At 70.8% G+C, this 20,553-nt stretch carries 18 protein-coding genes and 1 tRNA gene; 10 read left to right on the top strand and 9 right to left on the bottom strand.

The window, feature by feature from the left end:
* Positions 1 to 46 precede the first annotated feature (46 nt).
* Together AC1DG4_RS11635 and AC1DG4_RS11630 are read left to right on the top strand one after the other, a co-directional pair.
* Entirely contained in the window at positions 47 to 1,102 is a 1,056-nt protein-coding gene (locus tag AC1DG4_RS11635) for a homoserine dehydrogenase (RefSeq protein ID WP_477378320.1), read from the top strand.
* Entirely contained in the window at positions 1,099 to 2,514 is a 1,416-nt protein-coding gene (locus tag AC1DG4_RS11630) for an aldehyde dehydrogenase family protein (RefSeq protein ID WP_477378318.1), read from the top strand. Before AC1DG4_RS11635 ends, AC1DG4_RS11630 begins: the two co-directional genes overlap by 4 nt.
* 16 nt (positions 2,515 to 2,530) lie before the next feature.
* Here the strand turns inward: AC1DG4_RS11630 and AC1DG4_RS11625 are convergent, their stop codons facing one another.
* On the bottom strand, positions 2,531 to 2,959 hold the full coding sequence (locus AC1DG4_RS11625) for an Lrp/AsnC family transcriptional regulator (protein WP_477378316.1): 429 nt from the start codon (positions 2,957 to 2,959) through the stop codon (positions 2,531 to 2,533).
* 76 nt (positions 2,960 to 3,035) lie between these two features.
* On the opposite strand from AC1DG4_RS11625, the gene AC1DG4_RS11620 reads away from it, so the two are divergent.
* On the top strand, positions 3,036 to 4,271 hold the full coding sequence (locus AC1DG4_RS11620) for a trans-sulfuration enzyme family protein (protein WP_477378314.1): 1,236 nt from the start codon (positions 3,036 to 3,038) through the stop codon (positions 4,269 to 4,271).
* Positions 4,272 to 4,355: 84 nt separating this feature from the next.
* Entirely contained in the window at positions 4,356 to 4,721 is a 366-nt protein-coding gene (locus AC1DG4_RS11615; RefSeq protein ID WP_477378312.1) for a hypothetical protein, read from the top strand.
* Between the two features lie 61 nt (positions 4,722 to 4,782).
* Here the strand turns inward: AC1DG4_RS11615 and AC1DG4_RS11610 are convergent.
* Positions 4,783 to 4,855 (bottom strand) — tRNA-Arg (locus AC1DG4_RS11610).
* Between the two features lie 114 nt (positions 4,856 to 4,969).
* A complete protein-coding gene (locus AC1DG4_RS11605; RefSeq protein ID WP_477378310.1) occupies positions 4,970 to 5,611 on the bottom strand; it encodes an asparagine synthase in 642 nt (213 codons plus the stop codon).
* Positions 5,612 to 5,745: 134 nt separating this feature from the next.
* On the opposite strand from AC1DG4_RS11605, the gene AC1DG4_RS11600 reads away from it, so the two are divergent.
* The gene (locus AC1DG4_RS11600; RefSeq protein ID WP_477378308.1) at positions 5,746 to 6,597 is read left to right on the top strand and encodes an SDR family NAD(P)-dependent oxidoreductase; all 852 of its coding nucleotides are present in this window, start codon (positions 5,746 to 5,748) and stop codon (positions 6,595 to 6,597) included.
* 6 nt (positions 6,598 to 6,603) lie between these two features.
* Here the strand turns inward: AC1DG4_RS11600 and AC1DG4_RS11595 are convergent, their stop codons facing one another.
* The 3 genes from AC1DG4_RS11595 to AC1DG4_RS11585 all read right to left on the bottom strand — a co-directional run bounded on the left by AC1DG4_RS11595 (position 6,604) and on the right by AC1DG4_RS11585 (position 9,463).
* Positions 6,604 to 7,338: a GntR family transcriptional regulator gene (locus tag AC1DG4_RS11595; RefSeq protein ID WP_477378306.1), complete on the bottom strand. Its 735-nt coding sequence runs from the start codon at positions 7,336 to 7,338 to the stop codon at positions 6,604 to 6,606.
* 116 nt (positions 7,339 to 7,454) lie between these two features.
* A complete protein-coding gene (locus tag AC1DG4_RS11590; protein WP_477378304.1) occupies positions 7,455 to 7,988 on the bottom strand; it encodes a gluconokinase in 534 nt (177 codons plus the stop codon).
* A 17-nt stretch (positions 7,989 to 8,005) separates the two neighbouring features.
* Positions 8,006 to 9,463: a GntP family permease gene (locus tag AC1DG4_RS11585; protein WP_477378302.1), complete on the bottom strand. Its 1,458-nt coding sequence runs from the start codon at positions 9,461 to 9,463 to the stop codon at positions 8,006 to 8,008.
* Positions 9,464 to 9,606: 143 nt separating this feature from the next.
* Here AC1DG4_RS11585 and AC1DG4_RS11580 point away from each other — a divergent pair, with 143 nt between their 5' ends.
* The 3 genes from AC1DG4_RS11580 to AC1DG4_RS11570 all read left to right on the top strand — a co-directional run bounded on the left by AC1DG4_RS11580 (position 9,607) and on the right by AC1DG4_RS11570 (position 12,624).
* Positions 9,607 to 10,335 carry a FadR/GntR family transcriptional regulator gene (locus AC1DG4_RS11580; protein WP_477378300.1) on the top strand — a complete coding sequence of 243 codons (729 nt, stop codon included), beginning with the start codon at positions 9,607 to 9,609 and terminating at the stop codon, positions 10,333 to 10,335.
* 56 nt (positions 10,336 to 10,391) lie between these two features.
* Entirely contained in the window at positions 10,392 to 11,672 is a 1,281-nt protein-coding gene (locus AC1DG4_RS11575; protein WP_477378298.1) for an alpha/beta fold hydrolase, read from the top strand.
* Positions 11,673 to 11,793: 121 nt separating this feature from the next.
* Positions 11,794 to 12,624 carry a VOC family protein gene (locus AC1DG4_RS11570; RefSeq protein ID WP_477378712.1) on the top strand — a complete coding sequence of 277 codons (831 nt, stop codon included), beginning with the start codon at positions 11,794 to 11,796 and terminating at the stop codon, positions 12,622 to 12,624.
* Between the two features lie 34 nt (positions 12,625 to 12,658).
* Here the strand turns inward: AC1DG4_RS11570 and AC1DG4_RS11565 are convergent, their stop codons facing one another.
* The 3 genes from AC1DG4_RS11565 to AC1DG4_RS11555 are packed head-to-tail and all read right to left on the bottom strand — an operon-like array spanning position 12,659 to position 17,852.
* Complete coding sequence (locus AC1DG4_RS11565) at positions 12,659 to 14,635, bottom strand: DUF2264 domain-containing protein (protein ID WP_477378296.1); 1,977 nt, start codon at positions 14,633 to 14,635, stop codon at positions 12,659 to 12,661.
* Positions 14,632 to 15,819 carry a LacI family DNA-binding transcriptional regulator gene (locus AC1DG4_RS11560; protein ID WP_477378294.1) on the bottom strand — a complete coding sequence of 396 codons (1,188 nt, stop codon included), beginning with the start codon at positions 15,817 to 15,819 and terminating at the stop codon, positions 14,632 to 14,634. The genes AC1DG4_RS11565 and AC1DG4_RS11560 overlap by 4 nt, the downstream gene beginning before the upstream one ends.
* Positions 15,816 to 17,852, bottom strand: coding sequence for a heparinase II/III domain-containing protein (locus AC1DG4_RS11555; RefSeq protein ID WP_477378292.1), 2,037 nt, complete (start codon positions 17,850 to 17,852; stop codon positions 15,816 to 15,818). The genes AC1DG4_RS11560 and AC1DG4_RS11555 overlap by 4 nt, the downstream gene beginning before the upstream one ends.
* Before the next feature lie 142 nt (positions 17,853 to 17,994).
* Between AC1DG4_RS11555 and AC1DG4_RS11550 the strand changes: the two genes are divergently transcribed.
* Positions 17,995 to 19,014, top strand: a complete 1,020-nt coding sequence (locus tag AC1DG4_RS11550; protein ID WP_477378290.1) for a hydroxyacid dehydrogenase — start codon at positions 17,995 to 17,997, stop codon at positions 19,012 to 19,014.
* A 76-nt stretch (positions 19,015 to 19,090) separates the two neighbouring features.
* Positions 19,091 to 20,368 carry an ABC transporter substrate-binding protein gene (locus tag AC1DG4_RS11545; RefSeq protein ID WP_477378288.1) on the top strand — a complete coding sequence of 426 codons (1,278 nt, stop codon included), beginning with the start codon at positions 19,091 to 19,093 and terminating at the stop codon, positions 20,366 to 20,368.
* Positions 20,369 to 20,553: the final 185 nt, after the last annotated feature.

The following is a 20,553-nucleotide window of genomic DNA, read 5'->3' as shown; positions in this document are numbered from 1 at the left end:
TGGATCGCGACCTGCCCATCCCCTCCGAGCATCGAAGGAGCACGACGTGAATCGTCATGACCTCGCCCTCATCGGCTTCGGCGGCGTGAACCGCGCCCTCGCCGAGATCATCCACGTTCGCGGAGAGGAGCTGGCGGACGAGCTCGGCTTCGCACTGCGCGTCGTCGCGATCACCGACCTGCGCCTCGGCTCGCTCATGCAGTCCGAGGGCATCGACCTCGGCGCCGTGTTGACGATGACCGATGGTGCCGCCTTCGCCGGACTCACCGGAGGTGTCGCGGTGCCGCAGAACGACTACGTGATCCGCAGCACCACCGCAGACATCGTCGTGGAGGCGACGTTCACCAATCCCGTGGACGGCGAGCCCGCGGTGTCCCACGTGCGCGCAGCCCTCGAGAGCGGCAAGAGCGTCACGACGACGAACAAGGGCCCCGTCGCCCTCGCCGGCACCGAGCTCAACCGCATCGCGGACGCTCGAGGCGTGCGGTTCGAGTACGAGGGTTCCGTGATGAGCGGCACGCCCGTGCTCCGCTTCGCGTCCGACGCCCTGCCGGGCCTTCGGATCTCTGCCGTGCAGGGGATCCTGAACGGCACCAGCAACTACGTGCTGGGGCAGATGGAGTCCGGCATGACTCTGGCGGACGCGGTCGCCGAGGCCCAGGCGCTCGGCTACGCCGAGGCGGATCCGACGGCCGACATCGAGGGATCCGACGTGCAGCTGAAGGTCGTCATCCTCGCCAACGAGCTCCTCGGCGCCGACATCACGACCGCCGACGTCGCGCGGCGCGGGATCTCCGGCATCACCCCTCAGGACATCGCCGAAGCAGCCGCCGACGGCAGGCGCTGGAAGCTGATCGGCACCGCCCGGCGCGATGACGCAGGCGACGTGGTCGCGACGGTCGAGCCCGTCGCGCTGCCCTCGACGCATCCGCTGGCCGGCATCTCGGGACCGATGAACGCCGTCTCGTTCGACACGGATCTGCTCGGCACCGTGACGGTCTCAGGACCCGGGGCGGGACGCATCGAGACCGCCTATGCCCTGCTCTCCGACATCATCGCGATCGACGCCCACCAGCGCGCCCTCGCCGAGGCGATCCGATGAGCGCGCCGATGCTCGCAGATCCGGTCATGGCCGCCGAGTCCGCGGAGCTCGTCGTCCGCAGCCCCTTCGACGGGAGGACGATCGGATCCGTTCCGCAGAGCGCCCTCGCGGACGTCGAAGGGATCCTGCAGCGGGCGCGCGCCGGCTTCGCGGTCTCGCGCGCGCTGTCGCGCTTCGCCCGGCACGAGATCCTCGACCGCGCGGCGGGCCTGCTCCGCGAACGCGCGGACGACGCGGCCGCACTCATCGTGAGCGAGGCCGGCAAGACCATCCGGCAGGCGCGCAAGGAGGTGCGCCGCGCGGTGACGACGCTGTCCCTCTCCGCGGAGACGGCGCGGTCGCACGCGGGCGAGGTGATCCCCTTCGACGCCTTCGAGGGATCCGAGAAGCGCCGCGGGTGGTTCACCCGGGAGCCGCTCGGCGTCATCGTCGCGATCACGCCCTACAACGACCCGCTCAACCTCGTCGCCCACAAGCTCGGCCCTGCGGTCGCCGCGGGCGACGCGATCATCCTGAAGCCCTCCCCGTTCGCCCCGCTCACCGCGGAGTTCCTCGTCGCCCTGCTCGTCGAGGCCGGCCTTCCGGCCGGGGTGATCACCACGGTTCACGGGGATCCGGCGGTCGCGCAGGCCCTCGTGGCCGCGCACGACATCCGGTTGATCTCGTTCACCGGCGGCTTCGCGACCGGCGAGGCCATCGCACGCGGCGCGGGGTTGAAGCGGCTCGCGATGGAACTCGGCGGTAACGCCCCCGTCCTGGTGTTCGCGGATGCCGACGTCCCGGCGGCGGTCGAGGCCTGCGTGTCCGGCGCCTTCTGGGCGGCAGGTCAGAACTGCGTGGGAGCGCAGCGGATCCTGGTGCAGCGCGAGGTGCATGAGCGCTTCCGCGACGCGTTCGTCGCCCGCACGAGGCAACTCATCGCCGGCGACCCGGCGGACGAGCGCACCGACGTCGGCCCGATGATCTCGGCGTCGGCCGCCGAGCGCGCGCAGCGTCTCGTCGATGACGCCGTCGCCGGCGGAGCCCACGTGCTCGCCGGACACCGCCGCGAGGGCTCCGTGTACTGGCCGACCGTCCTGGACCAGGTGCCGTACTCCTGCGCGCTGTGGCAGGACGAGATCTTCGCCCCCGTCGTCGCGCTCGCGCCTTTCGACACGGAGGAGGAGGCGATCGCCCTGGCGAACGAGACCGACTACGCGCTGCATGCCGGTGTCTTCACGGCGGATCTCACCCGGGCCCTGCGGGTCTCCGAGCAGATCGAGGCGGGCGGCGTGATGATCAACGACTCGTCGGACTACCGTGTCGACAGCATGCCGTTCGGCGGAGCGAAGCACGGGAGTATGGGCCGCGAAGGCGTGAGGTTCGCCTACGAGGAGCTGACCCAGCCCAAGGTGGTGTGCATCAGCACCTGAACGGGACCGGCGCCGATCATGGCCTGTCGATGACGCGGGTGAGCGACAGCGATGTGACCGTGTTCTCGACGCCGGGCAGGGCGGCGATCAGCTCCCAGATCTCGCCGATCCGGTCCATGGTGTCGGCCCGCACGGTGACGAAGAGGTCGAACTCGCCCGAGAGGATGTCGCAGCGCACCACCTCGGGGATCCGCTCGAGCGCCGTCACGACGTGCGCGCCGCGCATGCGATCGGCGCGATAGACCATCACGATCGCCGTCACGCGTCGTGCCGCCGCCGCACCGCGCACCACGGTGTACCCCGCGATCACGCCGTCGCGTTCCATGCGTTCGATCCGCTGCTTCACCGCGTTGCGCGACAGATGCACCCGGGCCGCGAGCTCCACGAGGGCGACACGAGCATCCGCCGTCAGCTCAGCCAGGATGCGCTGATCCGTCCCATCCACGCTGCACCTACTTCCATCATGTGCAATATAGACATTTGCTGATGTTGATATCACACGCTAGCGTATTGCCGATGCGATGACCACGACCATCGCCCACACCCAGGAGGACTCCATGACGGAACGTCCCGACCGCACGCGTCCCGCAACCCTGTCCGACGCGAGCCTCGCCGTCCACGCGGGCATCCACGTCGATTCGACCAAGGCCCTGCGAACGCCGCTCGTGATGGCCAACTCCTACCTCCTCCCGGACGATCCGAGCGAGATCAGCTGGTCGGCCACCGCCCCGGGCCTCTACACGCGCAACACCGGCGTGAACCAGCAGGCGCTGCAGGACAAGCTCGCCGCACTCGAAGGCGGGGAGGATGCCGTCGCGCTGGCGTCCGGGGTCGCGGCGCTGCACGCCGTGTTCTTCACGCACGTCCGCGTGGGCGACCACGTGGTCGTCAGCGACGTGACCTACGAGGCGACCTGGCGCCTGTGGACCGAGCTGCTGCCGCAGCGCTACGGCATCGAGGCGACGTTCGTCGACATCACCGACCACGATGCCGTGCGGGCCGCGATGCGTCCGAACACCCGCCTCGTGTGCGTCGAGGCGATGGCGAACCCGACCACGCAGGTGACCGACGTGGTGGCGATCGCCGGCATCGCGCACGACGCGGGGGCCATCCTCATGGTCGACTCCACCTACACGCCCCCGCCCTTCTACCGTCCCCTCGGCGACGGGGCGGACCTGGTCGTGCACTCGCTGACCAAGTACATCAACGGGCATGGCGACGCCATGGGCGGGGCCGTCATCGGGCGCCGCGAGCTGATCGAACCGATCAAGGCGGACGCGATGGTCGACGTCGGAGGGATCATCTCGCCGTTCAACGCCTGGCAGATCCAGCGCGGATCCGTCACGCTGCCGCTGCGGATGCGACAACACCTCGCGTCCGCGCAGGCGATCGCCGAGCTGTTGGCCGACGACCCGCGCGTCGCCTACATCTACTACCCCGGCCTGCCCTCGCACCCCCAGCACGAGCTCGCCGTCCGCCAGTTCGGCGGCGCATTCGGCGGGATGCTCGCCTTCGCGGTCGACGGCGATCCCGACATGCAGAACCGCTTCGTCGCGAACCTGCGGCTGATCACCTCGGGCTTCTCGCTCGGACACGACGACTCCCTCATCGTGCACACGGGCACCGAGGGCGGCCGCGTGGCCACGTACCCCGAGCCCTTCCGACGGCTGGGTCACCTGCGACTGTCGGTCGGGCTGGAGGACACGGACGACCTGCTCTCGGATCTGCGCGCGGCGCTGGACGCCACGTTCGGCTGAGGCCTTGCCGTCTCGCTACGCGGATCCTTGACAGGAGAACGTCGCGGCCGAGAGGGTTGATCTCATTCGGGGAACGAGGTCGGGATGGCGAGGGCGCAACGCCTCTGCGGAACGGCGCTTGTCGTTCTCGCGACGCTGGCCGCTGCGGGGTGCACACCCACACCACCCCCTCCGGACCAACTCGTCGGCAAGAACCTGGAGCAGACTCAAGACAGTCTCGGGGGGCCTTTCATCATCATCGACATCACCCCGAACGTCATCGGCCAGCCGGCCACATACAACGGCGGGGAAGACTCCGCGGGCTGGTCGGTTCTGGTCGCCTGCGCGGCCGACTCGGGCGAGGGATACGTCGTCGGCGTGATCCCGACGGCGTCGGCGACCACAAGCATCGTCAGCTCCGCCAAGGCCGGCGACTACGACTCGTACGTCGCGGGCTGCGCCAAGAGGTAGCGCCAGGGACAAGCGAAACGGCCCGCCGAAGCGGGCCGTTTCTTACTGTCTCAACACAGTGTGCGCCTGGAGGGACTCGAACCCCCAACCTTCTGATCCGTAGTCAGATGCTCTATCCATTGAGCTACAGGCGCATCCGGTCTTTCACAAGACCGCCCGCTCTCGCGGGCCTCGTCAACAATACCTCAGAGGCGACCGGGAACGCGAATCGAGAGCGGCACGAGCGACACCGCCGGGCGTGGCGGCCGTCAGCGCAGCTGCCGTGCGGAGCGCTTCTCCTCGCGCTCGGCCGCCTTCGCGGCGGCCTTGTCGGCCTTCTCCGCGACCTTGTCGACCTTCTCGCGGCTCTTGCGGCGCGCGCGCTGGTCGGAGGCGAGCGCCTGCAGGTCCACGAGCCGGAGCGCCTGCATCCTGGCCTCGCGCATGGTCGCGTAGTCGGGATCCTCGTCGGGCCTCATGGCCTCGACCGTGAGCCGGCTCTGCAGGTTGCCCGCCACGTCGCCCCAGGCGGCGGCGCGCGCGGCCTCGACGAGGAAGCGCAGCGTCTCCGCATCCTCCGCCATTTCGCGCAGGCGATCCGCGACGGCCGAGGACTGCTTCGCGCGGCGCTTGAGGTTGCGCACGTCGCGGTCGCGGTAGTCGTGCGTGCCGTGCGGATCCGAGTACCGTCCGTGCGCGCGTTTGCGCAGCTTGGTGGCGAGTTCCGCCGCCTCCTCCGACTCCGCGGCGAGCGCGAGCAGCGCCTCCCGCGCGTCGTTCATGTACTTGGAGACGTCGAAGGATCCGCCCTGTGCGATCGTGCCCACGAGGATGTGGTTCTTGACGGTCAGACGGGCGGCAGACGTGGCGATCGCCACGCCCTCGGCGATGGCGTCCGCGCTCTTTCCCACTCCGACCTCCTCTGACATCGAGCGTACCGGTTCCCGTTCCGCAAGAGCAGGACCATGGGGCAGGATGGGACCAGCGTCTGCGCCCACCCGACGCATGCGATGAAGCGTGCGAGGGCGCAGCGGTAGGAGGAGCGTTGCCCGTTCTCGACGCATCAGGGCACAGCAGTGCCATCACCGGCGCAGCCCACGGCATCGGCGCCGATACCGCCAGAGCGCTCGCGCGCCGCGGTGCGAACCTCGCGCTGATCGACCGCGACAGGGCGGGGCTCGTCCTCGTCGCCGATGAGCTGCGCGCCGCCGGCAGCACCGTGACCGTGCATCCGGTCGATCTGCGCGACGACGCCGCCGTCGCCGCGATCGGCGAGGAGATCGAAGCGGCCCATCCCGAACTGCAGACACTGATCACGTGCGCCGGATCGTCGATGCTCGGTTCCCTCGACCAGCTCACGATGGAGGAGATGCGCTGGCTGATGGACGTGAACCTCTGGGGCACGGTGTCCATCACCAAGGCGCTGCTGCCGGCCTTGCGCCGCTCCCCCGCCGCCCACATCACACACATCGCGAGCATCTACGCCCTCGCCTCGCCGGGCGGCCGGATCCCCTACGCCATGACGAAGTTCGCCGTGCGCGCGTTCTCCGAGGCCCTCATGCACGAGGTCGAGGGATCCACGGTCACGGTCGGCGCGGTCTATCCCTCCGGCGTGCGCACGGGCATCATCCTGCACGGGCGCTACGCGTCCTCGATCGACCCGGGGGTCGCGGGACGGGCCGCCGCCGCACAGGCCTCGATGTACCACATGGAGCCCGCCGACGCCGCGGAGCGCATCGTGCGAGCCACCCTGCAGCGCCGCGCACGCACACTCATCGGGCGGGAGACCCGGCTCGTGGACGCGCTGGTGCGACTCGCCCCGGTGCGCTACTGGACGCCGATGCGCCGCCCGCTGCGCGAGGCGATCGACACGACGACGCCGATGTCGCCGCGCTGACCCGCGTCACTCGCCGGCGACGGATGCATCCTCGCGCTCGAGCGATAAGGCGTCGCGCGCGGCCGCGGCACGTGCGCGGATCGCTGCCGTCTCAGCGTTGTAGGCCGCGAGTTTGCGCAGGGCCGTCGCGGTGCCCGCGCGGAGGTGGCGCTGCACGCGCAGCCGCAGCGTCGCCGTGTCCCGCGCCGCGAACGACTCGAAGATGCGCGCGTGATCCTCAGCCATCGCGATGAGGTCGTCGTGGTCCCGGAACAGCAGCAGCAGGCGTCCTCGCATCATGCCGAGGATCTCGTTGACCGTCGCGTTATCCGCGAGCTCCGCCATGATCAGGTGGAACTCCGCCCCCGCCTCGCGTGCGGCGGCTGCATCCCCCACTCCTGCCGCAGCGAACTCGCGCTCGAGCGCCGCCTCGACCTTCGCGATCCCGTCCGCCGTGTGTCGCAGTGCCGCGATCTCGAACACGAGCACCTCGAGCACATCGCGCACCTGCGCGATGTCGCGCACGTCGTCCTCGGTAAACTGGCGCACCACGGCCCAGGAGCGCGGGCGCGCGGTGAGCATGCCCTCGGCGAGCAGCTGCCGGATCGCCTCGCGCACCGGAAGCCGGCTCACGGCGAGCTCGTCCGCGATGTCCCGCTCAATCAGGCGGTCACCGGAACGACGCCGCCCGGACAGGATCGAGTCGCGCAGGAGGCGGACCACCCTGGCCGACTCGAGCTCGACACTGCCCGCGTTCCCCATGGGCCCCATTGTGGCACCGACTGCACCGCGGCACCGCTTCGGATCCGATCCGATCCGATCCGATCCGATCCGACGACCGAACCGGGGCCCGCGCCTCTGGGCGGACCACGGCTCGTTCAGGACCGGGTCGGCGTCCCGTGCTCGTCGAGCCAGTCGAGCACCTGCTGTGCGGCCTCCTGCACCGGAAGGGCCGCATCCACGACGAAGCCCGCCTCGTCGGGCCTGAGCGGCTCGAGCGTGTCGAGCTGCGAATCGAGCAGAGACGCCGGCATGAAGTGCCCGAGGCGGCGGCCGAGGCGCTCGGCGAGGTCGTGCTTGGTGCCCTCGAGATGCACGAACTCGACGCCGGGGCGGGCCAGGATCTCGCGGTAACTGCGCCGCAGCGCCGAACAGGTCACGATGCCGGACTCGCCGGCATCCTGCTTGGCCACGATCCACTCACGGATCAATTCGAGCCACGGCCGTCGGTCCTCGTCCGTGAGCGGGATCCCCTCCTCCATCTTGGCGACGTTCGCCGCCGGATGCAGGTCGTCTCCCTCTTGCAGCGCCCAGCCGAGGCGCCCTGCCAGCACTCCGGCCAGCGTGCTCTTGCCGGATCCGGAGACCCCCATCACCACCAGGATCGTCGGCGGCACCGTCTGCGTCGTCATCATCGTCTCCTCGCCGATCAGCCCACGAACACGCCGATGATCATGACGCCGGCGAGGCCGACGACCGAGATCAGGCACTCCATGATCGACCAAGACTTCAGCGTCTGAGGGATGCTCAGGCCGAAGTACTCCTTGATGAGCCAGAACCCGGCGTCGTTCACATGCGAGAGGAAGACGGATCCGGCGCCGATCGCGAGCACCAGCAGGGCGGAGCCGGCCGGCGACAGGCCGAGGTCGTGCACGAGCGGCTGCAGGATGCCGGCCGCCGTGATCGTGGCGACCGTGGCGGATCCCGTGGCCACGCGGATCAGGACGGCGACGAGCCAGGCGAAGAACAGCACGACGGGCAGCGCCCCGCCGATGCCCGAGATCGCGTGCGCGATCACCGTGCCGATCGTGGAGTCGACGAGCACCTGCTTGAAGCCGCCGCCGGCGCCCACGATGAGCAGGATCCCGGCGATCGCGGGGAGCGACGCCGACACCGAGGCACCGACCTGCTTCGAGCTCATGCCGCCCCCGCGTCCGAGCACGACCATGCCGACCAGCACGGCGATGAGGAGCGCGATGACCGGCTTGCCCAGGAAATCGATGATGCCCTTGACCGCCGAGGTGTCGTTCGGGGCGACGATGTCGGTGATCGCGGAGAGCAGCATCAGGACCACGGGCAGCAGGATGCTGAACAGGGTGGTGCCGAATCCGGGGCGCCGGCGCGCCTGCACCTCCCCGGTCTCCCCGGGCTGCGCGGAGTCCTCGGCCGTCTGGAACAGAGCGGGCACGGGCACGTCGACCCAGCGGGCGGCGAGGCGACCGAACAGCGGGCCCGCGACGATGACGGTCGGGATCGCGATGAGGACGCCGAACGCGAGAGTGAGGCCGAGGTTCGCGCCGATCAGGCTGATCGCGGCGAGCGGGCCGGGGTGCGGCGGCACGAGGCCGTGCATGGCCGACAGGCCGGCGAGCGTCGGGATCGCGATCTTCATCAGGGAGACGCCCGAGCGGCGGGCGACCAGGATGATCACCGGCACGAGCAGCACGAGGCCGACCTCGAAGAACATCGGCAGGCCGATCAGCGCCCCCACCAGGCCCATGACCCAGGGCAACGCCGCAGCGCTCGCGCGCGACACGAGAGTGTCCACGATCCGGTCCGCGCCGCCTGAGTCGGCGAGCAGCTTGCCGTAGATCGCGCCGAGGGCGATCAGCACGCCGACGCCGCCCGCGGTGGATCCGAAGCCGTTGGAGAAGCTCGTGACCGTCTGCGTCGCGGACATGCCGGCGACGAGGCCGGTGATGAGCGCGCCGATCAGGAGCGAGAGGAATGGATGCAGCTTGACCCAGGTGATCAGCACCACGATGGTCGCGATGCCGATGAGCGCCGCGAGGATCAGCACCCATTCCGGGGCGGTCGTCGTGGGCGGGACGGGATCGGCGGCCGAGAGGAGTGTTCCGGGGACGGCGGCGAGAAGGTTCGAGGACATGGCCATGAGCTTCCTTGGTCTGGCGGAGAGATTTCGCCTCAGCGTAAGCGATAAGTAGGACTTAATCAAGCAAGACTTTGCTATACGCCCCGCTACAAGCGGACCAGCCACTCTCTTGCCGGGCTATCGCCATAATGGGCTTCATGGCAGAAGGTACGCCCGAGGCGGCATCCGCGCAGCACCACCGGCTGCTCGACGCGATCGGCATGCGCATCGTGGAGGGCGAGCTCGCGCCCGGCGCTCGGCTGCTGACCGCCGACGTGGCCGCGGAGTACGGCGCCTCCCGCTCTGCGATGCGCGAAGTGGTGCGCGTGCTCGAGACCATGGGCATGGTCGAGGTGCGCCGACGAGCCGGTGTGGAGGTCCTGCCTGCCGCACGGTGGAGTCCGTACGCCCCCGAGGTGATCCGCTGGCGACTGGCCGGATCCGACCGGCTCCGCACCCTGCACGAGCTCAGTCAGCTGCGCTCCGCGATCGAGCCGCTCGCCGCACGCCTCGCCGCCGCGCACGCCTCCCCCGAGCAGCGCGCGACGCTCGTGAAGGCGGTGCTCGGAATGGTCGAGCACGGCGACAGGGCCGACGAGCCCGCCTACCTGCAGTTCGACACGGAGTTCCACGCGGCCGTCCTGCGCGGGTCGGGCAACCCCTACCTCGCCGGGCTCACGGGTGTCGTCGCCGAGCTGCTGCACGGGCGCACGGCGCACGCGCTCATGCCGCATCGCGCGGATGCGACCGCCCTGCGGCTGCATCAGGACGTCGCGGCGGCGATCACCTCGCGCGACCCCGAGGCCGCAGCCGTGGCGATGGCCGCGATCGTGACCGAGGCCGACGACGCCGTGGAGGCCATGGCGACGCCCGAAGCGCGACCTTAACCCCGCTGATAGCCGCCGGACAGCGCCCGCCAACGGCCGGCGCGCATCATCGACGCATGGCGAAGGCGAAGAGCGAGGCGGGACGCGGAACACGAGCGCCCAGCGCGCTGCCGCGTCTGCTCGCCGCGTCCGTGCGGGGCGTGCGCCGCGTGCGACGCCCCGCGACGCCGACCGCGCCGGCCTTCGACCTCGCCTATGTGCGCAGCGGAACCCGCTCGGCCACACCGATCGTCGTGATCCCCGGCGGCCCCGGACTCGGATCCGTGCTCCCCTACCGACGGTTCCGGCGCAGCGCCGCCGCGCTCGGGCTCGACGTCATCATGATGGAGCACCGCGGCGTCGGCTTGTCCCGCGCCGACCTCGAAGGCGGCAGCCTTCCGCTGTCGGCGATGCGCATCGTCGACGTGATCGACGATCTCGCCGCTGTCCTGGACCAGGAGGGCGTGCACCGCGCGTACGTCTCCGGATCCTCCTACGGCAGCTATGTCGCGGCGGCCTTCGGCGCCCGCCACCCGGAACGCGTCGCCGGGATGCTCCTGGACTCCGCCCTGCAGTCCGTCGCGGACCGTGATGCCGAGCGCGCGATGATCCGCGGGCTGTTCCTCGACGGCGACACCCGGATCGCCGCCTCGGTGCGCGAGCTGCTGGACGACGGTTCGGATCCGCGCATACTCCTCGGTGTGCTGCGCGCGGCCTATGAGCTGGGCGGAGAGGGCCTGCTGGAGCCGTTGCTGCGCCAGCGCCTGCACGATGCGCGGCGCACGGATCGACGCGGGCGCCCCCGTCACGACTCCCGCGCGCACGGGTCGGTGTGGTCGGCCCTGGAGGCGTACGTCGACAAGGCCGAATCCGAGGCGCACGTGCCGGGGTTCTACGAGTTCGATCTGGTCGGCGCGATCGCGTTCCGCGAGCTGGGGTTCGGGCCGGATCCGGACGGCTCAGCCCTTGACCCCTCGCTCACCTACGCGGCGGTCGCCGACCGGTTCCCCCGATTCGCCGGCGAGCCTTTCGACCTGACCGCCGCGGCGGCCGGCTTCGACTGGCCCACCGTGCTGCTGACGGGTTCGCGCGATCTGCGCACGCCCGCCGCCGTGGCGCGGCGTGTGGCGGCGGCCGCACCCGACACCGTGCTCGTCGAGATCGAGAACGGGCACAGCGCCCTCGAATCGCACCCGCTCGCGCTGCTGCACGCGCTGCAGCGGCTGAGCCGGGGCGAGCAGGGCCGGCTGCCTGCCGAAAGCGCGATGATGAACGAGCTCCCCCGCCGAGGACTCGTCGCGGGCCTGCCCCGGCTGCTCACCACAGGCACGCGCTGGGAGGCGGCGCTGCGGCCCTGAGCCGCACACGCCGGCGAATCAGCCCCGCGTCCTCGGATCCGACCGGAATGGATCCTAGGTCCATTCGGTTGCATAGACCGTGACTTCCTCCCGCTCCGATCTCCTCGCCGCCGACACCGCGATGGGCGCCGTGACGCTGCTCGTCGCCGATCTCGACGCGATGACCGCGTACTACCGCCATGCGGTGGCGCTGCGGGTGCTGTCCGCCGAGGGTGACCGCGTGGTGCTCGGTCGCGGCACGACACCGGTGGTGATCCTGCAGCACAGCCCCGACCTGACACGGGCGGCGCCGCGCGTGGCGGGGCTGTTCCACACCGCGATCCTGTTCGAGACGCAGGCGGCCCTCGCCGCCGCGCTGTACTCGGTCGCCCGGCACGCCCCCGGAACCTTCACCGGCAGCGCGGATCACCTCGTCAGCCAGGCGTTCTACTTCACGGATCCGGAGGGCAACGGTGTGGAGCTCTACTGGGACCGCGACCGCACGCAGTGGAGCTGGGCGCACGGCCGGATCGAGATGGACACCCTCTCCCTGGACCCGAACGCGTTCCTCGGCGAACACCTCACCGAGCGCGGCACGGACGACCCTGTGATCGGCGGCGCGAGCGTCGGGCATGTGCACCTCTCGGTCGGTGACGTGGCCTCGGCGCGCGAGTTCTACGTGCACCGGCTCGGGTTCGAGACCACCTCGGAGCTCGGCGGATCGGCCCTGTTCGTGAGCGCCGGCGGCTACCACCACCACATGGCGATGAACACCTGGAACAGCGCGGGCGCCGGCCGGCGCTCCCCGGCGCTGGGCCTCGGCCGCGTCGACATCGTGCTGCCCGGCGCGGACGATCTCGGATCGGTCGCCGAGCGCATGACGCACTTCGGCGTCCCCGTGCGCGATGACGGGCGCACACTCGCGTTCGAGGATCCCTGGGCGAACGCGATCCGCCTCACGACCGCGGGCTGACAGGCTGCGGACTGAACCGGCCATCCGCGCAGGCTCAGCCGATCCGCACCGTGCTGATCGCGCCGTCGGGCCAGCGCACCTCGACGAGCGCCTCGCCCGCGTCGGTCACGACCGCAAGCGCCGAGGGCGCCGAGTCGGATCCACGGCCCAGGCGGACCGCGGCGATCACGACGTCGCCCTCTCCCACCGCGGCGAAGTCGAGCCGCGGAATCGAGGTGACCTCGCCGATCGGAGAGGCACCGGTCTCGGTGCGCACCGACGCCGTCGCCACGCCCGACAGCACACGCAGCTCGGAACGCAGCCCGTCCAGGTCGAGCGCGATCGCGATATCGCCCGTCTCGGCGATCGCCGCTGCGGTGGCACCGGTCAGCGGCCAGCCGCTCACGCGCACCGGCAGCGGCGCCGCGGCGACGCCCTCCCGGGGCAGACGCCGGGTCGCGCGCACCTCCCACGATCCGCGGACGACGCTCGCCGTCGCCAGCAGCGGGCCGTCCGTCACGGCGCCCGCGCGTCCGGACCCATGGTCATATGTCGGGGCGTCGACGCTCGAATCCACCCAGTGCGCGTCGGCCGTCGAAGTCGCGAACGCCGCGATGCCGTCGTCGCCGATCGCGCCGCGGGCGAACCCGGTGCGGTGGGTGGATCGCCCCTGAGCGTCGAGCGCGCCCGCCATGTTGTCGGCGGGGTCGTCGATCGTCGCGCCGATGAGCGGCGGCAGCGTCGCGCTGGAGTAGCCGAATCGGGCGTACAGCGCCGAGTCGCCGATGCGGTCGCCCTCGAATGCGTGGTCCGCGCCGTGATTGATCACGCGCACGATGCCGTCGGCCGCAGTGCCGCTGACGAGCCAGCCGGCGGGCCGGATCACCCGGCGTACATCGCCCTGCTCGATCGGCAGCGGCTCTTCCACGGCCGTCCAGACCTCGTGGTCCGCGGGCAGCACGAGGCCGAGGAAGCCCTTCGACGCCCAGTACGGCGATCCGGCGCCCGAATACGACTGGGCCATCGCGGGCCACTCGCCGAACAGCCCCATCGTGAGCAGACCGCGCTCGTCGATCGCGCCGCGCTCCACGAAGGCGCGCAGCTGGCCGGAGGCCGCACGACGCAGCAGGCCGAGCGGCAGGCGGGTCGCTCCGGTGATCGCGCCCATCCACAGCGGCGCCGCCGTCGCGAACCGGTAGATGAGGCTGCGCCCCTGCAGCACCGGCATGCCGTCGGCGCCGATGAGCACGGTGTAGTCGTCGAGGAACGCGGTCAGTCGGGCGCGGAACACCGGCGCGAGCGCTTCGGATCCGAACTCCGCGGATCCCTGCGACCCCGCCCACAGCAGCGGGTACAGGTGCATCGCCCAGCCGCAGTAGTAGTCGTAGGCGCGCCAGGTACCGTCGGCCCACCAGCCGTCGGCCTGGTAGTAGTCCTCGATGCGGGCGAGGTCCGACGCGATCCGTGCAGGGTCGTGCGCTCCCCCGACCGAGGCGAGGAACGTCTCGACGGTGATCCGGAACCACAGCCAGTTGTTGTCGGGGTACCAGCCCACCGGATTCAGCGCCAGCCAATCCACGATGCGCTGCTGCGCGGGGGCGTCGAGCGTGTCCCACAGCCAGGGCCGGGTGAGCTGAAGACCCAGGGCGATCGAGGCGGCCTCGACCTCGGCCTGCGCCTGCTCGGTGGGCAGGATCCACCGCTCCGGGTTCGACGGGTCGGTGCCGGCGACGAGCCCGTCGCGATACCAGTCCAGGAACCCGTGCGGATCCGCCCCGCCCTCGCCGGTGAGACGGAAGGAGAAAAGCAGGAACGAGCGCGCGAAGCCCTCCAGACCGTCGCTGTCCGCGCCGCTGCTGCTGGTCTGCCCTGGCAGGCGCACCTGGCTGCGGGTGGGCGTGAAGTACGGCCGCAGCGACAGCAGCAGGTGATCGGCCACGGCGGCCCAGTGATCGCGCGTCCATCCGGTGTGCGGCGAGAGCGCGCGGTCCTCCGGGGGCAGGATCAGACGGGCGGGGTCGAAGGCGGTCACGGGGTCTCCTTCACGAGAGGGATCGAGGCGGTGGGGGTCGAGGCTTTAGGGGTCGGCACGACGGGATCCGCCAGTGCCTGGACGCTCGGCCGCAGCGAGGATTCGCGCACGTGCAGCTCGGGGCTGAGCTTCACGCGGAACGCGGGGCGGCCGCTGCCGGCCTCGAGCCGGGCGATGAGCAGGTTCACGGCCTCGCGCCCGACGTGCTGCTTGGGCGGACGGACCGCGGTGATCGCGGGATCGCCGAAGCGGGCGACGTCGTCGTCATAGGCGACGATCGCGAGGTCGTGCGGCACACGGAGGCCGCGGTCCAGGGCATGCTGCTCGAGCGCGAGGGCTTGCGGATCCGGCAGCACGATGACCGCCGTGGTGGCGGTGTCCCGGATGATCTGCAGCGCGTCGTCCATCGTCTGCTCGCGCCCCGCGGTATCGAAGCGCACGCCGTTGATGCTGGCGGCGTCGGTCGGCAGCCCGAGCGAGCGCAGGGTGCTCTCCCACCCGCGCCGCACGTAGCGACCCGTGGGACGTTCGGTCTCGGTGATCAGGCCGATGCGCTCGTGCCCCTGCGCGTGCAGGTGCCGCACGGCGAGCGCGGCGCCCGCGGTGTGATCCGAGACGACCGAGTCCAGATGCGGCGCCGCGGCCGCCGCGCGCACCCGGCGCTCTGCGAGCACGACGGGCACGGGCAGCGCGTCGAGCCACTCCAGCATCTCGACCGCGTGCTCGCCGAACGTGTCGGGGGCGACGATGAGCCCGTGCAACCCCGGGGTGTTCAGCAGCGCCTCGACCTGGCGGCGGTTGTCCCGCAGGTCGTAGGTCGACGCACGCAGCAGCAGCCGGGCGCGCAGTTGTGCGGCCTGTGCTCTCGCGCCGTGCACGATGGGCGGCCAGTAGTACTCGAGCGAGGGCACGACCATCCCGATCGTGTAGCGGGTGACGGCCGGATCGTGCCCGGCGAGCGCGGGGCTGAGCCCTGGTTCGAGCGCGCTGCGCAGAGTCGCTCCGCCATGTACGCGCGTGACGAGCCCCTGCTGGGCGAGCGTGTTGATGTCGCGCCGGATCGTGAGCTCGCTCACGCCCAGGCGAGCAGCGATCGAGGAAACGCTGACCGAGCCGTGCTCACGGATCTCATCCATGATCCGCTCCCGTCGCTGCAGCGCGAAGAGCGGATCCCGCCCGCTCACGAGAGCTCCTCGATCACGGTCGTGAAAGTGCCGGCACGTCCCGCCACGTCGTAGACGAGGCGGGTGAGCCGCGGACCCCACACCGCGATCAGCTCGGGGTCGTCCAGCTCCCACACCTCGAGCGAGGGCGTGACCGGTGCGTCGCCGTCGCCCGCGGCGATGCGGATGCTCCGCCCGTCCGCCGCGACCTCGACCGCACCGCGGGAGGGCGTGACCTCACCCGCGGCGATGAGGTGGATCCGGTGCGCGCCGTCCTCGCCCAGTCGCCACCGATCCACCACCTCGATCCGGCCCGAGCCCTCTCCGGCGTCGCCGAACCGGAACGTGCGGCGCCAGGAGTCGCCCTCGGGGAGCGGGTAGGCGCCGGCGAGCTCCAGCTCGAACTCGCCCGTGCCCCCGGTCTCTTCCGGCTCGCAGTCCGTCGGCCGGGTCGATGCCGGCTCGCCCCGCGGCGCGGAGATCACCTGAGCGGCGAACGCGGGCCCCTCGCCTTGCTCGAGCCCGAACGGCGCGGGGGCGCTGTGCCAGCCGCTCTGCATCGCGCGGATCAGATACCGCTCGGCGCTGAACGTCTGCGCCGTGTAGGTGGGCTTGCCCACATCGACGAGCAATTGCCTGCCGCCCGCGGCGACGAGGAAGGCCCCGAGGTCCTTGTGGTTGTGGTTCTCGTCGTTCGTGCCGCCCTTCGCGGCGAGCGCGAGCCCTGCTTCGGAGCCGGCCTCGGCGCGGCGCACCTGCACCTGGACCGAGGGCAGCCAGACCGCTGCCGGAAGCGGTGCGGAGGCGGGGACCGCGTCCCGCCAGGCGGTGTCGGCGAGCGCGCGCACGAGCCGCGGCAGCCCTCCCGTGGCATCCGCGACGGGCGCGCCGGGCCGGCGGGCGGCCCGTGCCCACTCCGCCACCCTCGCGTCTCCGGTGCGCCTCCCCCAGCGGAACGGGAGCTGCCATGGCTCGTGCCCGCGCGAGCGCGCCCAGCCATCGGCCACGTTCACGTACCAGTCCCCGCCGAGGTGCATGCGCATCGGGAACCGCAGCACCTCTGCGACCACGGGGATCCCGGCGGCGTCGAGTCCGCCGTCGGTGATCGCGGCCACGGTGTCCAGCATCTCGAGCATGCGCCCCGCGCCGTTCCACCAGTACGCGACGCCCTCGTCGATCGCCCCGTCGGCGGGCAGCTCCGCGACATAGCGGTCGAGGCTGTCGAGTGCGCGCGCGAGGATCCGGGCGACCCGGTCGGCGTCGTCGAGCAGGAGCACGGCCGCCAGCAGCACATTGCCGAGGATCCAGGGATTCCAGTTGTTGACGTCGCGCCAGTATCCGAGCCACCACAGGTCGTCGCGCGTCTCGAAGGGCGTGAACACGCGCGTCTCGGCCTCGTGCCGGATGCGCTCGCGCAGTCCGGGCCAGCTCTCGTCCCAGCGGGGGCCGAGGATCCGGTCCGCGACGGCCAGCTGCACCACGATCTCGCCCGCGACGAGATCGAGGTAGGGCGAGGCGACGTCGGGCAGCACGAACCCGCGCCGGGCGTGCGCGTCGTCGTGCGCGGGCAGCGACCAGGTGCTCTGCTCGCACAGCACCACGACACCGTCGGCCGCCTCGTCGATCCATACCGGGTCCTCGGTCGCGGCCGCCGCGATCACGGCGCGCGTCAGCCGCTCCTGCCGATCGGACACCGCCCGCTCGTAGCTCGCGCGGTCGCCGTCGCGGACGTAGCGGGCGAACAGCGAACCGAGGGCGTCGGCCCAGGGGCGGCCGCGGTCCTCCTCCGCCGTCGCGAGGATCCGTTCGATCGTGATCGGATCCGCCTGCCCCCAGACGTCGCGGTGTTCGATCGAGGAGATCCCGACTCGCTCACGCAGGGTCTCGGCGCCGACTCCCCCGACCACCGTGTGCAACGCCTCGCCGCGCATCGACGGACCCCACTCCGCGAACAGCGGCCCGCGGAATTCCGCGGGGCTCACGGCCGTTCCGGGTGGCGGCACCGCGTGCGCGCTGACCCGGGAGAGGACGTCCGCATCGGGGTTCCGCGTCATGGTTCAACTTTCGCTTGTGCTTGTATCTGTTCGACTCTGAACGTTTCATTTCGTCTCGAACGAGTCCGAGTATCTACTGAGTTCAGCGACGACGCAATGCCCTGCCTCGTCGGGATCTGACGAAGGACGGGACCCCTCGGGAATGACCGCAACGACCACCCCCCACGCTCTCGTCGTGATGTCGCGCGAGGTGTTCGAGCGCCAGTTCGACGCCGCACGCATCGCGCGACTGCGGCGCATCGCGACCATTCAGGAGCCGGTCTTCACGGATGACCTGGACGACCCCGCCCTGGCGGAACGACTGGCCTCCGTCGAGGTTCTCCTGACCGGCTGGGGCGCGCCTCGACTCGACGCCGCGCGCCTGGATCGGATGCCGAACCTGCGCGCGATGCTGCACTGCGCCGGCTCCATCCGCCCGCAGGTGAGCGAGGAGTTCTGGCGCCGGGGGATCCGCGCGGCCTCGGTCGCCGAGGTCAACGCGGTGCCGGTGGCGGAGTTCACGCTCGCCGCGATCATCTTCGCGGGCAAGAAGGCGCCGTTCATCGCCGCCGACCCCGAGACGCGCCGGCAGAACGGCCTCAGGGCGGCGCGCTTCGGCGGGCTCGGCAACCTGGGCCTCACGATCGGCGTCGTCGGCTTCAGCCGCGTCGGCCGCCGCGTGGTCGACATCGTGCAGCAGCTCGAGGACGTCACGGTCCTCGTCGCGGATCCTTATGCGGATCCGTCCGAGATCGCCGCGGCCGGAGGTGTGCACACGACGCTCGAGGAGCTGCTGCCCCGAGTGGACGTGCTGTCGCTGCATGCCCCGGAACTGCCGTCGACCCGCCACATGATCGGCACGGCGCAGCTCGCCGCGCTCCCGGATCACGCGACCATCATCAACACCGCCCGCGGCAGCGTGATCGACACGGCAGCGCTCGAGCGCGAGTGCGCGAGCGGCCGCCTCAACGCGATCCTCGACGTGACGGATCCCGAGCCTCTGCCCGCGGACTCGCCGCTCTACGGGCTGCCGAACGTCATGATCACGCCGCATCTGGCGGGCTCCCTCGGAACAGAGCTGTACCGCATGACCGACGCCGCGCTCGACGAGCTCGAGCGCTTCACCGCAGGGCTGCCCCTGCACGAGGAGGTCACCGTCGACGCCTTGCAGCTCAGCGCCTGAGCCGCCCTCCCCTTCATCCGCACCACCCGATCTCACCCGCATCCATCCCAGATCCATCCCAGAAGGAGAACCTCGCATGAAGCGATCCCTCATCGCCGTCGGCACCGTCGCCGCGGCGGCGCTCGCCCTCGCCGGCTGCGCCGGCACGTCCGCCCCGGCCTCCACCGCCTCGGGCGGCGGCAGCACGACGCTGCGCGTCTCGGTGTGGAACTACGCGCAGACGCCCGAGTTCAAGGCCCTCTTCGACGCGTTCCACAAGGCCAACCCCGACATCACGATCGAACCGGTCGACATCCTCGCCGCGAACTACGAGGACAAGGTCACGACGATGCTCGCGGGCGGCGACACGACCGACATCATCACCGTCAAGAACCTCACCGACTTCGGCGGCTATGCGCAGAAGAAGCAGCTCGTCGGTGTGAACGACCTCGTCAAGGCGCTGCCCGCCGACAAGATCCCCGCGCTCGGCGAATACAAGGCCGACGGCACCTACTACGCGGTCCCCTATCGGCAGGACTTCAGCGTGCTGTTCTACAACAAGCAGCTGTTCAAGGACGCGGGCGTCGCCGACCCCTCCGCCCTCACCTGGGACGAGTTCGCCGCGGACGCCAAGAAGCTCACGAAGGGCGACGGAGCGGACAAGGTCTACGGCGCCTACCTCCATGTCTGGAACTCGCTCGTGCAGGGCTACGCGTCCGCGCAGCAGGACAAGCCCTTCGACAAGCCCGACTACTCCTGGATGAAGGACCAGTACGACCTCACTCTCGGCATGCAGAAGGACGGGACGATCCTCGACTACGGCACCGCGAAGAGCCAGCAGGCCTCGTACAAGACGGTCTTCGAGACCGGCAAGGCCGCCATGGTGCCGATGGGCACCTGGCTCATCTCGGCGCTGCTGGCCGACACGGCCGCGGGCACCACGTCGGTCGACTGGGGCATCGCGCCGATCCCGCAGATCAAGAGCGGATCCAAGGTCACCACGATGGGCGGTCCGACCGGGTTCGGCATCAACAAGAACTCCAAGAACCAGGACGCGGCGAAGAAGTTCCTGACCTTCGCGGCCGGTCAGGACGGCGCCAAGGCCGTCGCATCGATCGGCATCGTGCCCGCCTACCACAGCGACGAGATCACCACTCAGTACTTCGCACTGAAGGGCATGCCGCAGGACGCGACCTCGAAGAAGGCGTTCACGCCCGACACGATCCGCCCCGACGGCGCGACCGGTCCTCTCGCGGCGCAGCTGCAGAGCGTGTTCGACCAGGAGCACCAGCTCATCATGACCGGCAGCAAGTCGGTGGACGACGGCATCTCCGAGATGCAGAGCCGCGTGAAGTCCGAGGTGCTCAACCAGTGAGCCCTCGGGGTCGTTGAGCGCCCTTCGTCTCGTCGCTACGCTCCTCGCTCAGGGACCGCTGCCCACCGGTCCCTGAGCGAGCGCAGCGAGACGAAGGGCCCCACCCAGGCGCCACCCCCCGGTCCCTGAGCGAGCGCAGCGAGACGAAGGGCGCTCGACGCCCCTGATCCCCCTCCCCGAACCGG

The organism is Microbacterium sp. 05N427 (genome assembly GCF_056397105.1).
The sequence above is the reverse complement of the archived record's forward strand: the minus strand, read 5'-3'. Positions and strand labels throughout refer to the sequence as shown.